The 13,428-nt window shown below is 59.5% G+C and carries 13 protein-coding genes, 1 tRNA gene and 1 pseudogene; 8 read left to right on the top strand and 7 right to left on the bottom strand.

Going from position 1 to position 13,428, the window contains the following annotated elements:
- Nucleotides 1-14: 14 nt before the first annotated feature.
- Both ACFVHU_RS10810 and ACFVHU_RS10805 read right to left on the bottom strand, forming a co-directional pair.
- Nucleotides 15-698 carry a response regulator gene (locus ACFVHU_RS10810; protein ID WP_388024357.1) on the bottom strand — a complete coding sequence of 228 codons (684 nt, stop codon included), beginning with the start codon at nucleotides 696-698 and terminating at the stop codon, nucleotides 15-17.
- Nucleotides 695-1,816 carry a histidine kinase gene (locus ACFVHU_RS10805; RefSeq protein ID WP_388024355.1) on the bottom strand — a complete coding sequence of 374 codons (1,122 nt, stop codon included), beginning with the start codon at nucleotides 1,814-1,816 and terminating at the stop codon, nucleotides 695-697. The genes ACFVHU_RS10810 and ACFVHU_RS10805 overlap by 4 nt, the downstream gene beginning before the upstream one ends.
- Before the next feature lie 390 nt (nucleotides 1,817-2,206).
- On the opposite strand from ACFVHU_RS10805, the gene ACFVHU_RS10800 reads away from it, so the two are divergent.
- The 3 genes from ACFVHU_RS10800 (at nucleotide 2,207) to ACFVHU_RS10790 (ending at nucleotide 4,258) form a co-directional block, all read left to right on the top strand.
- Entirely contained in the window at nucleotides 2,207-2,362 is a 156-nt protein-coding gene (locus ACFVHU_RS10800) for a hypothetical protein (RefSeq protein ID WP_388024353.1), read from the top strand.
- 53 nt (nucleotides 2,363-2,415) lie between these two features.
- Nucleotides 2,416-2,958 carry a YaeQ family protein gene (locus ACFVHU_RS10795; protein WP_388024352.1) on the top strand — a complete coding sequence of 181 codons (543 nt, stop codon included), beginning with the start codon at nucleotides 2,416-2,418 and terminating at the stop codon, nucleotides 2,956-2,958.
- 97 nt (nucleotides 2,959-3,055) lie between these two features.
- Nucleotides 3,056-4,258, top strand: a complete 1,203-nt coding sequence (locus ACFVHU_RS10790) for a glycerophosphodiester phosphodiesterase family protein (RefSeq protein WP_388024350.1) — start codon at nucleotides 3,056-3,058, stop codon at nucleotides 4,256-4,258.
- Between the two features lie 1,273 nt (nucleotides 4,259-5,531).
- On the opposite strand, the pseudogene ACFVHU_RS10785 reads toward ACFVHU_RS10790, so the two are convergent.
- Nucleotides 5,532-5,783: pseudogene (locus tag ACFVHU_RS10785) on the bottom strand (tyrosine-type recombinase/integrase); the annotation flags it as partial.
- Between the two features lie 218 nt (nucleotides 5,784-6,001).
- On the opposite strand from ACFVHU_RS10785, the gene ACFVHU_RS10780 reads away from it, so the two are divergent.
- Genes ACFVHU_RS10780 through ACFVHU_RS10770 form a run of 3 tightly spaced genes read left to right on the top strand, consistent with a single transcriptional unit; the run spans nucleotide 6,002 to nucleotide 7,696 of the window.
- The gene (locus tag ACFVHU_RS10780) at nucleotides 6,002-6,751 is read left to right on the top strand and encodes a hypothetical protein (protein ID WP_133835084.1); all 750 of its coding nucleotides are present in this window, start codon (nucleotides 6,002-6,004) and stop codon (nucleotides 6,749-6,751) included.
- 12 nt (nucleotides 6,752-6,763) lie between these two features.
- On the top strand, nucleotides 6,764-7,456 hold the full coding sequence (locus tag ACFVHU_RS10775; protein WP_388024348.1) for a hypothetical protein: 693 nt from the start codon (nucleotides 6,764-6,766) through the stop codon (nucleotides 7,454-7,456).
- Between the two features lie 21 nt (nucleotides 7,457-7,477).
- A complete protein-coding gene (locus ACFVHU_RS10770; protein WP_388024347.1) occupies nucleotides 7,478-7,696 on the top strand; it encodes a hypothetical protein in 219 nt (72 codons plus the stop codon).
- 383 nt (nucleotides 7,697-8,079) lie between these two features.
- Here the strand turns inward: ACFVHU_RS10770 and ACFVHU_RS10765 are convergent.
- A tRNA-Ser gene (locus ACFVHU_RS10765) sits at nucleotides 8,080-8,170 on the bottom strand.
- A gap of 94 nt (nucleotides 8,171-8,264) precedes the next feature.
- The gene (tadA, locus tag ACFVHU_RS10760; protein WP_388024346.1) at nucleotides 8,265-8,741 is read right to left on the bottom strand and encodes a tRNA adenosine(34) deaminase TadA; all 477 of its coding nucleotides are present in this window, start codon (nucleotides 8,739-8,741) and stop codon (nucleotides 8,265-8,267) included.
- 169 nt (nucleotides 8,742-8,910) lie between these two features.
- Between tadA and upp the strand changes: the two genes are divergently transcribed.
- Nucleotides 8,911-9,558 carry a uracil phosphoribosyltransferase gene (gene upp, locus ACFVHU_RS10755; protein ID WP_105658822.1) on the top strand — a complete coding sequence of 216 codons (648 nt, stop codon included), beginning with the start codon at nucleotides 8,911-8,913 and terminating at the stop codon, nucleotides 9,556-9,558.
- A 35-nt stretch (nucleotides 9,559-9,593) separates the two neighbouring features.
- Here upp and ACFVHU_RS10750 read toward each other — a convergent pair whose 3' ends face one another.
- A complete protein-coding gene (locus ACFVHU_RS10750) occupies nucleotides 9,594-11,078 on the bottom strand; it encodes a cell wall metabolism sensor histidine kinase WalK (protein ID WP_286172350.1) in 1,485 nt (494 codons plus the stop codon).
- A gap of 23 nt (nucleotides 11,079-11,101) precedes the next feature.
- Nucleotides 11,102-11,842, bottom strand: coding sequence for a response regulator transcription factor (locus ACFVHU_RS10745; RefSeq protein ID WP_105658820.1), 741 nt, complete (start codon nucleotides 11,840-11,842; stop codon nucleotides 11,102-11,104).
- A gap of 614 nt (nucleotides 11,843-12,456) precedes the next feature.
- On the opposite strand from ACFVHU_RS10745, the gene ACFVHU_RS10740 reads away from it, so the two are divergent.
- Nucleotides 12,457-13,242, top strand: coding sequence for a winged helix-turn-helix domain-containing protein (locus tag ACFVHU_RS10740; protein ID WP_105658819.1), 786 nt, complete (start codon nucleotides 12,457-12,459; stop codon nucleotides 13,240-13,242).
- Nucleotides 13,243-13,428: the final 186 nt, after the last annotated feature.

The raw sequence follows: 13,428 nt of genomic DNA, 5'->3' as shown, positions 1-13,428 counted from the left end.
GGGGGACCGGCGCGTCAGGACCAGTCGGCGAATCCCGTTTTGTGGACGAGCACGACAGCTTGCACCCGGTCGCGCACCTGCAGCTTCGACAAGATGCGAGACACATAGGTTTTCACCGTTTCGGGACTGATCACCAGTTGCGCTGCGATCTCCGCGTTGGACAGGCCTTCGGCGATCAGCTGCAGCACTTCGCGTTCGCGCGCGGTCAGCGCCTCGAAGATGGCGGCGTCCTTTGCCGAGGGCCGCAGCCGGTCGCCGAAGCGTCCGATCAAGGAGCGGGTCAGCGCCGGGGCGATAAGCGAGTCACCGGCGGCAATGCTCCGGATGGCCGCGGCCAGTTCCGCGGGCCGGGCATCCTTGAGCAGGAAGCCGCTCGCGCCGGCGCGCAGTGCGTCATACACCAGGCCGTCCAGGGAAAAGGTCGTCACCACCAGGACTCGCGCGGCGTCGGAGGCCTGCGGCCCGGCAATTCTCCGGGTCGCTTCGATTCCGTCCAGCAGCGGCATGCGGATATCCATCACCACGACATCCGGGCGCTCACGGCGGGTGACTCGTACCGCTTCCTCTCCGTCCGCCGCCTCGCCGACAACCACGAGATCGGGTTGGGCGTTGATGATGGTGGAAAATCCGGTGCGCACAAGTTCGTGGTCATCGCAGATGACCACGCGGATTGGCGTGTTCGCTGGAGTGGAGGTCATCGAGGGATCCTCGCTTTGACCACGAACTGCTCAGCGAGCTGTTCGACCTGCAATTGGCCACCGGCCAGTTCCACGCGTTCTCGCATCCCGATGATCCCCCGGCCTCCAGAGTTCGATGCCGAGCCCCTGGCACGGCGGCCGGAACTGGCCACCTCGACCATGATCTCATCCTTGCCGTAGCTGATGCCTACCGTTGCGGCGCCATCGAGCGCATGCTTCAGCGCGTTGGTCAGGCTTTCCTGGACTACCCGGACAACCACCAGTCCCGTAGCCCCGGTGAGCGGGTAGGGCTCGCCTTGCTCCGCGAATTCCACATTCTGGCCGGAAGCCCGTGCCCGGGCGATGACCTCGGCGGCCTGCTGCTCGGCGGGTACCCGCGACTTTTCCGCTTTCCCGTCCAGTGCCCCGAGCAGGCTGCGCAAGTCCGCCAGCGTTTTCCGGCCCCCGTCGGCGATGGAAGTCAGCAGCTGCTGCGTCTTGGCATCGAGCTGCGGGTGGAACCCTCCGGCCTCGGCCTGCACCACCATCGCCGTGACATGGTGCGTGACCACATCGTGCAGCTCGTGCGCGATGCGCGTCCGCTCGGCCAGGATGATCTCCCTTTCCAGCATTTCGGCGTGGCGCCGGCGCATCGCGGACTGCGAGCGAAGCCAGGAACCGAAGATCCACAGCGCCGCCAGCATCGCTCCGAAGGCGAAGGCGTCGGGTACCGTGAGCGTGGGGTCAATCCGAATCAGGGCCGCGACAAGCAGGACGTAGCCGGCTAGGAGCAGCGATACGGTCAGCGGCCGGTGCCGTTGCGCCAGCGCGCCGGCGCCTACCAGGGCCACCAGCAGGCCGAGCGCCGCGAACGTGGTGGGGAACCCGAGCAATTGGTAAGCGGCAAACGACGAAAAGGCGAGGGCCAAAGACCAATGCGGCCAGCGGCGCAGTACCGCCACCGAGCCGCCCTGGAGCACGATGAGCGCTATGCCAGGCAGATTCAGCGGGTGATCGGGGGAGTCCGCCAGCTCAAGGCCCTGCCGTGCCACCCCGGGGACGAATGACAAGCCGATGAGCACCGCAGCGGATACGGCGTCCCACTTGAATCCGGCCAGCGGCCAATGCACAGTCTTCACCCCAGAATCGTACACGTGCGCCCAGCGTTGCCACGGGCGAAAGATTATCCAGCAACTCTCCGGCGCCGGATCTCCAGCAGGTGGCCGGTGGGCTTTAAAGAAGACCATGCCGGCGGGACGTGAAGCCCAAGGGGGAACCGTGGCGTCGGCAGCCGGTCCGTGTGCTTGGGATAAGCGCACCACGCGGTATGCGCGCACCTCGTACGGGGCCTTTCGATCCTCGACGGTGGATAGTGCAAAGTGGGCTGCCAGATGATACTGAGCGTAGTTCCGGTAGCTGCATGCCCAATACTGTTGAACTCTTTTGCCCGTGGCAAAGGGGGTGAGCGGAAAGCTGCCACCCGCTGAATAAATCTTTTATCCGTGAGCTGTATCAAATAGGATTTAGTTATGAAGACCCTGTTCGTTGTTTCTGCCATTCTTTTTGCTGCGTTTTCGGTACTTTCCTTTAGCGGGAATCCGATGGTTGTCATCTTTGCGGCCGTGGCCAGCTTGTCATCGCTGGCAGGTTTCTTCGTGGCTCGAAGCCGCGAGGCGAAAGCCTAGCCAGCTAGCCGCGCGTCGATCAGGCCATGGTGTTCACGGTAAACTCGTGAACTATGGCTATCGGCGCGACTATGCACACCTTTGAAATTCAACTTGCTGATGTGGATCGCGGGGTTTACGAGGATCTTTCGCTGCGAGTGGCGCAGCATCCTTCCGAAACCGATGCCTACCTGGTCACTCGTGTACTGGCCTACTGCCTCGAATATGAAGACGGTATTGCCTTCTCGGCCGGAGGCGTATCCACCGGAGAAGAGCCAGCCATTTTGGTCAAGGACCTGACCGGGCTCATTACCGCGTGGATTGAAGTGGGCGCCCCTGATGCCCAGCGCCTGCATTTGGGCAGCAAGCGGGCAGACCGCACCGCCGTCTACACGCACCGCGATCCTGCCAAGCTTCTGGCTTCTTGGCGTGGCAAGACGATCCACCAGTCGCAAGAGATCATGGTGCGCTCCTTCGCCCCCAAGTTCATTGATGCAGCGGGCCAAGCATTGACCCGCCGCAATACCATGTCCGTCTCGGTGACTGAGGGGCAAATCTACCTTGAATTGAACGGGACGAATCTGGAAACCCAGTTCAGCACGCATGAGATTGAGTAGAAAAGCTTAATCTCTGATTCAGCTCAGTGTGGGGTCGCTGTCATCAGCGCGCGGAAACATGGCCGGTGTACACCAATGACACCAACGGAAGTGCTCCATGAAACTGTGCAATATCACCCTTGGCACGGCAACTCTGGCTTTGGCCGTCACCCTGGCCGCTCCTGCCGGAGCTGCTCAGATTGAACCGACTGGATCTGATCCACTGATTATCGGCCACCGCGGAGCCGCAGGTGTGGCACCGGAGAACACCTTGGCGGCCATCAAGGCAGGCAGCCAGTCCGGCGCCGAATTCATCGAGATCGATGTGCAGCTGTCCAAGGACGGAGTACCGTTCATCTTCCATGACGGAACGCCTTCCCGCACCACGAACGTGGCAGAGGTTTTCCCTGACCGCGTCAATGACCCCATCACGTCATTTACCTGGGAAGAACTGCAGCAGCTCGATGCGGGTTCCTACTTCTCGGACGAGTCCGAGGGAACCAAGATTCCCCATTTCGACGAGGTTCCAGATGCACTGACCGGTGGCACGGGTGTCTTCATCGAAATCAAGGATCCAGCCAAGTCCCCTGGCGTAGAGAAGCTGGTAGCCGACGCGCTGGCTGAGGATCCTGAATGGAAGGCACTGGCAGAGGCGAACAAGATCGAGGTCCTCAGCTTCGACGCAGCATCCAACCAGATCTTTGCCCAGCTGGCGCCGGAAGTACCACTGCAGCAGCTGACCGGAACCGTGCCTTCTGCCGCGGAACTGGCAACCTACGCGACCTACGCGGATTCTTTCGGCACTAGCTACCGCACCCTTGATGCCGCCGGTGCACAGCGCGTGAAGGACGCAGGCTTGGGCCTGGGCGTCTACACCGTCAACGCCGTCGAAGCAGCCGATGCTGCACTGGCCCTGGGTGTCGAGCGAATCACCGGCGACTTCCCAGCGCAGGTGAACCGCCACGTCGCTGGCCAGAAAGATTTCCCTGCCAACAATGGCGTAGTGATTGCCAACGCGATCAATGACGTGCCGGGAGATGACATCGCCCCAGAAAATGGCGAGCACGTGATCCTGGAGAACACCGGAAAGCGCACCATCGATGTCAGCGGCTACATCATTCGCGATGCCGCTAACAACATCCTGGAAATTGGCGAAGGATACGAGCTGGAGACAGGCGATCAGCTGCGCGTGTACTCGGGTCCGGGTACCAACAGCGAAGAAGCCTACTACGTGGACGGACCGGGAATCCTGAACAACGGTGGCGACTCGCTGGCGCTGTGGGATGCCAAGGGCAAGCTCACCGATACCTTCGCGAACTAGCTCTAGGTAGAGCGAACCCCCGGGAACCATTGTGGACTGCTCCCCAGAATTTGGATAGGGAAACCAGTACTACTTCCGGGGAGCAGTCCACAAAAATGGGGCGGTTTTCCGTATTAAGGCAGGCAACCCGCCAGCACTTGGGGGACGCTGACGGGTTGCACCAGCGTGAGGCCGCTCTTGGGGAAACGAACTCAATGCCTGACTGGTGACTTTTCGTAATTGGCCTAGGCCAATAGCTACTGTAGTTGCAGGAGAGTGAAAGGTGAAGTGGGCGGGGATAAAATAAAAACTTTTCCCAATTCCAAAAATTCTCTAGGCGTCATGGGCTTGACGAAGTATTCTGTGCATAGGTTTCACGCCGGACTAACGTTTTTTTGGGGAATCGGAAGTCTTTGGGGAGATGGATGGGGATCCATCGCCCAGCGCAAAACTCGCAACCAGCCCTCGTTGATGATCGAATCAGCGAGGGCTGGATTAGTTTAATTGACAACACGCGGGTGGATTCTCACGAGCAACAAGGCCGCACTCCCCAGTACGGGTCGGGATTTGAATCTGTTGTGGATTCCCAATGAATCAGACCAGCCTCTTTGCCTACACCTCGCTCGACGCTAGGGTGATTGATAGGCGGCCTGACCCAATGCACCGGGAAGGGTCCGCTGTGATCGGTTGCACCGTTTGTTTGCCTTCTTGCTTACCGTTTGTTGGCAGCAACTGTAGCTGGGAACCCCTATCGGTGGTTCCGGTGTTGTAGTAGGCTCCGGGACCACCGCCAGCTTGGAACGCGGACACTAGCTGTTTGGATTCAGCTAGTATGAGAACGACGGTCATGGATGCCGTCAGTTTGGTGATCCGTAAGTGCAAGCGAAACTGCGACTGCGATCTTTCGCCTTGTCTTCGTCATTGTTGTATGTACGTTGTTGGAGAGTTCCATCCGGTTCCCGCCAAACGACTCGATAACTGTAACCGTGCTTTAGCTCTCGTCGTTGTACCGTCGCCACTTCTACCTTTAACCCGGTTGTTCTATCTTTAATGCAACAGATCCGGAGTTTAAGGCAACAAGCCGATTTGAGATAAGAAAAACCCCGGAATCACAAGGATTCCGGGGCTATTCAACGCGGTGACGGTGGGATTTGAACCCATTATCCTATCCGCGCCATTACTGCTAGCTCCCGAATATCCCTTGTGTTTACTGGCATCTGGGCTCATTGGCTCACAGGTGCGCACCACGTCCCACAGGTATTCCTGCACCAAAATGCACCACAGTGCACCACCGTTAGAGCTGTTCGGCGCGCTGCTTGCTGAGGGCTTCGACCACGTTGTCGAGGTCGTCGGGGAACAGTGCCGCGTAGGTGTCCAACGTGACCTTGGCCGACTTGTGGCCGAGCATGCGCTGTACCACCTTGACGTTGGCCCCGGCGCTGATTGCCAGCGATGCCGCCGTGTGCCGCAGGTCGTGGGGCGTGACCCTGCGGAACGACTTGTCGGACGCCTGGGCTCGCTTCACGGCTCCGGTGAACCATCCGGTCTTGGCGTTGCCCGGGTTCGCCCCTCCTACTTAAGTAGTATTTACGCCGTTCTTATTTAATGGTGATTATTAAACGTGCTCGTATCTGAGGCAATTCGATCCAGACCGAGGACTTTTGTTGCGGAGGCTCGATTTCGGTCGACCCCCGCTTGGCACGGCAGATGATGCGCCGATCTTTACGAAGATGTAGATTTCGATTCATTCAAAAGGTGATAGTCGTGAAGCTCAAACTTCACTCGATTGCGGTCAGGTCAAATGAAGACCACTGCATTCCAATCCCAACATCAAGACAACAATCCAGCTCCGGGGTCACGTACCTCGCGATCGCGTTCGTGGCAATCGCTTCCCTGGTCCTGAGCCTGAGTACGGCTTTGACTAAGCCAGCGGCGGCCGCTTCGTCTCCGGCTGTGACCAGCATCGCCAGCTTCGGCGAGAACGCCGAGATTCTGTCGAAGTCGGAGGCCCTCCAGTTGGCCAAGAATGCCGATCTTCCAACAGAGTCGCTCTCAGGTCTGAAAGTTGACCGTTCCGGCGTCCAAGCATGGTCGATGTCAGACGGGACATCGTATGTGAGCTACCCGCTCGTCGGCGACGGCGTCCAGCTCGCCACAGTCGGTGCACTCCTGGACAACTCAGGCAACGTTGCGCAGCGCACAGAGATGGCTTTCGTTGGCGACGATGCATCTGGTCATGCCCGCATGTGGGTTGACGGAAATCTGACCATGGACAAGCAATTGACCACTGCTGACGCGGCAAACAACGTCACTACATATGCCGGTTTCTGGGACAAGCTCAACAACTGCCTTGCCAACGCGGGCATCCCTGGCTGGGTTATTACCGCCATCACTATCGCCTGCGCGGCGGTCTGCGTAGGAACCGTTGGGCTCGGCTGCGTGGGCTGCATCGCGGCAGCTGCGGGCGTCTGGGGCGGCCAGGTCGGCTATTGCATCGACCAGGCCCAGAAATAGGAAGTGGTCAACATGAAAAAGATTTCGAAAGCAATCATCGCGATGGTTGCAGGCTGGGCGATGCTCTTCGCGGTTGCTAGTCCGGTCAACGCTTCCGAAAGCTCGTTCTCAACCAACGGGCCGCTTTCGGATTCAACTGTTGAGCGAGCGATCGCAATAGCTGAGCCGAGTTTCGACGCTCAGCTGCGAAACGGCGCAGAAGTCGATATCAAGCAGGCAAACGTCGCCCGGATCAATGGCTCCAGTTCGTTGATGGTGGCAGTGGCTACGTCTGGCGACGGCCACGACGAGGGTTCGTTCGCCGTTGCCGTCGTCGACGCCGCGGGAGACGTTGTCCAGAGCTTTGCGCAGGTTCAAGCTACGTACACCAGCGACAGCACTGCCGATGTGAAGCAGTGGGTCGATGGGAGTCTCCTTAAGCAGTGGACTGTTGAAGCCACTCCCGAAGCTGAAGCTCAGGCTGCGAAGGCTTTGAGCGCCATGTCTCCTGCAGACTCGTCGGTGGGCGTTGCGGCCGCTGGTAACGAGGGTGTGATCAAGTGCCTCAACGCGCTGGGCATCTCCACCATGGCGGCGCTCGTGATCATCTCCACCTGTGCGGCATTCTGTGCTGTTACCGTTGGAACAGGCTGCATCATCTGCGTGGCTGGGTTCACCGCTGTCGCTGGCGCATCCGTAGGACAGTGCCTGAGCGGTGCCAGCTAGGCACGAGAAAGGAAACGGCAAATGACAAAGCAACCTAGCAATTCGTCTGCCGCCAGGAAGAGTACCGTGGTGGTGCTTCTGTTCCTTGCGGTAGCCGCGATCAATCTGCCTCGCGTCCCTCAGCTTACTGACTACGCCGTGGTTGGATGGGCTGTCGGCGGAGTGCTGCTGCTCGCAGCACTGATCCTGGCATTCACCAACTATCGGCACCATCCGAAGGCCAGCACTTCACGACAGTAGGCAATGCCTGCTCGTTCACCGAATGAGCCGAGACGAGCACGTCCAGATCCGCTGAGCCTAACCCGAAGAGATCCCCTTGCTGCATCCAGCAGCAGGGGGATCTTTCTCTGTGCCCGGCTTCCTGAGGGCAAGCGCGCGTAGCGCGTGCGGCAGCCCGCCGGGAGGCTATTGGTTCGCAGCGTCCTGCTTGCGCGATGCCCAGTAGGGGCACTCTTCACCGTGGTTGCCCCAGTCGCAGGCGTGCGGGCCGGCATGGTGGTGGAAGCCGTGTTCGCAACGCATGACGACCATGTTGCGACGTCCCTCCGCTGAAATATGCACCACATGTGCACCACGCCAGTTCTTTAAAGGAAGAAAACCCCTGGCTGACCAGGGGTTTTCATTGGCGGTGACGGTGGGATTTGAACCCACGGTACGGGGTTACCGTACACAACATTTCGAGTGTTGCACCTTCGGCCGCTCGGACACGTCACCAGACCTGATAACTCTATAACGAACATCAGGCGAAAACAAAAACGAGAGCGCTGTTTTTGGCCTGAAGTGTTCCGAAACACATCAACGTCGGGTTCTAGCCGCGCTTGCTCCGGAAGAATTCACGCAACAGGTCACCGCATTCTTCTTCCTTGACCCGCGAGTACACCTCGACCCAGTGGTTCAATCGCGGTTCACGGACGATATCGAAGACCGAGCCGCACGCGCCGGCCTTCTCATCCCAGGCCCCGAAGACCAATTTGGGAATGCGCGAAAGGACTATTGCCCCGGCGCACATGGCGCAGGGCTCAAGGGTCACCACCAGGGTGCAGTCGGATAAGCGCCAGCCATCATCTTGTCCCTTGGCTTCCAAGGCCTTGACCGCATTGCGAATGGCGACCACCTCGGCATGCGCCGTGGGGTCCTTGATGGCCTCGCGCTCGTTGCGTCCGGTGGCCAGGACTTCGCCTTCGGGGGAGAGGATGACGGCGCCGATGGGTACGTCATCAGTGGCCAGCGCTTTGCGCGCTTCAGCCAACGCGAGGTCCATCCAAGCATTAAATTCGTGCACCATAGTGCTTTCACTTTACGTGTTTTGGGACGGTAGCCGGGCGCCCGGAGTGTGGTGCACTGCGCACTGCACTGAAGTTTGCTGTTTCCTTGGGCACACCAAAGTGCTTTAACGGCGGGAAATCAGGGATATCTCTCGATTTGCCTGAGTCGGTGCTGATAGATTTCTACTTATGCGCGTACAGGTAGTCGACCACCCACTGGTGGCACACAAGGTTTCGGTTCTTCGTGATAAGAACACCCCATCCTCGATTTTCCGCCAGCTGACCGACGAACTGGTCACCCTGCTGGCTTATGAGGCAACCCGCGAGGTGAAAACCGAAAACGTTGAGGTGCAGACCCCGGTCGCCACCACCACCGGTACCTCCATTGCCAAGCCGACCCCGCTGGTTGTCCCCATCCTGCGCGCAGGCCTTGGCATGCTCGAAGGCATGACCCGCCTGGTTCCGACCGCTGAGGTCGGCTTCCTGGGCATGGCCCGCAACGAGGCAACCCTGGACATCATCACCTACGCTGACCGCGTGCCAAATGACTTGGCCGGCCGCCAAGTGTTCGTGCTGGATCCGATGCTGGCCACCGGCGGCACCCTGGCCGAGGCCATCAAGTTCATCTTCGAACGCGGCGCAGAATCCGTTACCTGCATTTGCCTGATCGCTGCCCCTGAGGGCATCGAGCGTCTGAAGGAAATCCACGGTGGCGATCATCGCGTGCACATCGTGCTGGCAGCGATGGACGAAAAGCTGGACGAGAAGTCCTACATCATCCCAGGCCTGGGCGATGCCGGCGACCGCCTGTATGGCGTGACCCCGCCCATTGCCTAGTTCCAGCTAAGCGATGTGCCCGAAGGCTGCGGTGACTACACCGCAGCCTTCGGCGTTTCTTCACCGGTTTCGGGCGTATCCAACGGAAGCCGGACCTCGAAGACGGTATCTCCTGGCTGGGAGGTGACCGTGACGGTGCCCCCGTGGGCTTCGACGATGCTCTTGGCGATCGGCAGGCCCAGCCCGGTCGTGCCATCGGAGCCAGAACGCGCCTTGTCGGCGCGGGTGAAACGTTCGAAGACCCGAGGCAGGAATTCCGGGGCAATGCCCTCACCGGTGTCGTGAACCCGGATGATGGCTTCATCGGTGTCTTCGTCTTGGTCCACCGAAACAGTGACGGTGTTTCCGGCCGTCGTGTGCTTGCGGGCGTTGGCCAAGAGGTTGGTGATCACCCGGCGAAGCGAGGCCGAGTCGCCATTGACAATGGTCTGCGGCGCCTGGCAGTCGAACTCCCAATGGTGGTCGCTCGCGGTGAGCTTGAAGTCCTCGGTGATATCCGATGTCAGCGAGCACAGGTCAATTTCGCTGCGCTTGAACGCATTCTCCTCATCCAGCCGAGCCAGGAGCAGCAGATTCTCAACCAGTGAGCTCATTCGGCTGCTTTGCTGCAGAACGCGGTCCACCGAGCGCTGCCCGTCCGGGGAGAAATGCTCAGTGGCCGAGAGCAGCTCGGTGTAGCCGCGGATCGCCGAGAGCGGAGTGCGCAGTTCGTGCGAGGCATCGGCGACAAATTGGCGCATCTGGGCCTGGGACTTCTCGCGGGCGGTCAGTGCGGTGGAGACGTTGCTGATCATCGCGTTCAGCGCATTGCCGACATTGCCCACCTCGGTACCGGGGACTGCATCTTGCGCCGGGACGCGCTGGGTCAGGTCCACCTTTCCTGAATCAAGCTCTTCGGCGGCAACCGAAGCAGCCACGGTGGCCACGCGCTTCAGCGAGGCAAGCGAGCGGGAGATCAGCCACGAACCGGCCAGGCCCGCACCGGCGATCAGGATCAAGGCGATGAACAGCGTCAGCCAGGCCATGCCGCGCAACGCCAGATCGGTGCTGTGCAGGGGCAATCCGACAATCAGGATGCCGTTGGATCCAGAGTCCTTGACTGCGACGAGGTAATAGTCGCCCACAGTCAGGTGGGCACGTACCGGCTTGAACTGCCCGCCGGCACGCAACGTGCTCAGCTCCAGATCCACCATCGGGATGGCATCTTCCTGGCTCAGCTGCTTCAGCACGCCGGTGCGTTCGTCCAGCACCCCGCCGTTGAAGACGTATTTGTCGACGAACCGCGCGGTCAGCGTGCCGGCGGACTGGCCGGGGGCATCAAGCCGGGAGTTCACCGCTGGTGCACCCTGCGAATAATTCAGCGCGCGTTCGGTGGTGAGCCGCAGCTGGCTGTTGAGCTGGTCCATCAAGGTCTGGCGCATGCCCGCGTTATAGAGCAGGCCGAGCAAGACAGATACGGCGGTGACCGAGGTCAGCAGGATGAGCAGTAGTTTGCGCTGCAGCGCGTGCGGCGAGCTCACCCTGGTATTCGGGGAAAAGAAACTCATGCAGCCGGCTTCAGCACGTAGCCAACGCCACGCACGGTGTGGATCATCGGCTCTGCGTCAACGTCAATCTTCTTGCGCAGGTACGAGATGTACAGTTCGACGATGTTCGCCTGGCCGTCGAAATCGTAGTGCCAGACGTTGTCCAGGATCTGCGACTTGGATACCACGCGGCGGGCGTTGTTCATCAGGTAGCTGAGCAGGTCGAATTCGGTGGCGGTCAGCGAAATTTCGCGGCCTGCGCGGGATACGTCGTGCGAGTCCATGTTCAGCACCAGATCGCCGACCACCAATTCAGCGGAATCCGCAGTGGCCGCGCCGGAACGTTCCACGAGTCGGTGCAATCGGATCAGGACCTCTTCGAGGCTGAAGGGCTTGGCGACGTAGTCGTCTGCACCGGCCCCCAGGCCCTCGATACGGTCTTCAACCGCGTCCTTGGCAGTGAGGAAAAGTACGGGGATTTCAGGGAAGTGGGTGCGCACCTTGCGCAGCACCTCGGGGCCGTCGAACCCAGGCAGCATCCAGTCGAGAACCAGTACGTCCGGCGCCAGGGAGCGAGCGGTGGCTACTGCTTCGGGCCCATCGTGGGCCATCGTGGCTTCCCAGCCGAGCATGCGGGTTCCCATGGCGACCAATTCCGCCAATGAAGGTTCATCATCGACCACGAGAACTTTGATTGCCGTGCCATCAGGGTGAGTCAGCCGGGGCAATTGCGAAGGGGAGAATCGTGATTCATTCATGTTAATCAGCTTGTCCTATTGCCATGGGCCGAGAATATGTTTTTGCTGTGTGCCAGCTATGACTATAAGTCGATTTTATGCGGGGAAAACGCGAACCGATAGTGGTTAATTTGGTCAACCCCTAAGAACGACGAATGATTGAAGCGTGGACGGACCATAGTGATGAATGAATATTCAGACCTATGAATGGACCGGACATAATGACGAAGTTCTATTGATATGTTGACCATATTGTTTAGTTAAGCGCTTAGGTAGCCTAGAATTGTCTAAAGTGTTGTGCGTCACGTTTGGAAACATTCGTCTCACTATGTGGACGCAGGTGTTCATTGTTACTTGCAAGTTGCCAATGTTACGAGGAAACTAGAGGTGTGAGTACGGCGCAGGACGGTAAAAGCACCTCGGATTCCAACATCGAGTTGCCCAAGATCGTCCTCAACGAATGCTCGGCGTCCATGGCCTCCAAGCCGAATTATGAGTGATTTGTAATCCGATTTTGGGAGTTATTGACGGGAAACCCAACTGCTGAACGTGGACGAAGGCCGCGAACAGCGCAAGCAAAACCCGAAGCATGAGCGCCAAACCACTTGGCCTTCGCACTAAAAGAGGAAAAGATTATGTCGGCTGGTTCCGGATACGTCCACGTTTCAATTCGCAATGCGCAGAACCGCGCAGCAGCTGCGCAGCGTTCAGCTTCTGGCAGCTATGCACCAGCGGGTTACCGTCCGCTGCGCGCGGTTTCCAATGTTCATGAAACACGTGATGCATCGCATCAGCCGGCTAGCACTCCAGTGCAGTCAACAGGCCAGCCAAGCGCCGACACCTCCGCACGCGGCTTCGTGCTCTACGTGGGCCTGGATGAAACTGCCGCCCAGGCGCAGGGCACCTCGCTGGGCAAGCTGGCCACCCAGGTCCGCGCCTTCCTGGCCACCTTGTCGCCGCAAGCGCAGACCCATGCCGCCGTGGCACTGGCTCCAACCAGCGCCCAGGGTGAGCCCATCGATGTAGTTCGCCAGGCTTTGGGCGATCCGACGATTTCCCGCCGGCCACGCGCTGAAGCCCGTCCATCCACCCCGCGCCCATCTGGCGTGCTGATCGACCTCTCGCGCCGCGAAGTCTACCTGGATGGCGAAACCCTGAACCTGACCTTCAAGGAATTCGAGCTGCTGAATTTCCTCGTGGAAAACGGCACCCGCACCGTAGGCCGCGAAGAGCTGTTGGAAAACCTGTGGCGCAATGCCGAAGAAGTCCCTAACGAACGCACCATCGACGTGCATATCCGTCGTCTGCGTTCCAAGCTGGGACGCCTGGCCAATACCGTGCGCACCGTACGTGGCCAGGGCTACCGCTTCTACGAGCACCCAGAAGTTGTTGTCTGGGCAGCTCCGGAATACTCCATCTAGCATCAGCTGGCAGCAGTGGCGGGGGGGGCCGGGGGGGGGTGGTGGGCCCCCGCGGGGTTGTGTTTTAAAAAAAAAAAAAAAAAACAACCCCCGCAGGAACCACGCCCCCAAATAATTCAAAAAGTAATAATAAATAAAAGCCGCCACCAGGCGCCACAACAAAAAAAAAATAAAAAAAAACCCAAC

The organism is Glutamicibacter sp. NPDC127525, from assembly GCF_042672105.1.
GTDB lineage: Bacteria > Actinomycetota > Actinomycetes > Actinomycetales > Micrococcaceae > Glutamicibacter.
The sequence above is the reverse complement of the archived record's forward strand: the minus strand, read 5'-3'. Positions and strand labels throughout refer to the sequence as shown.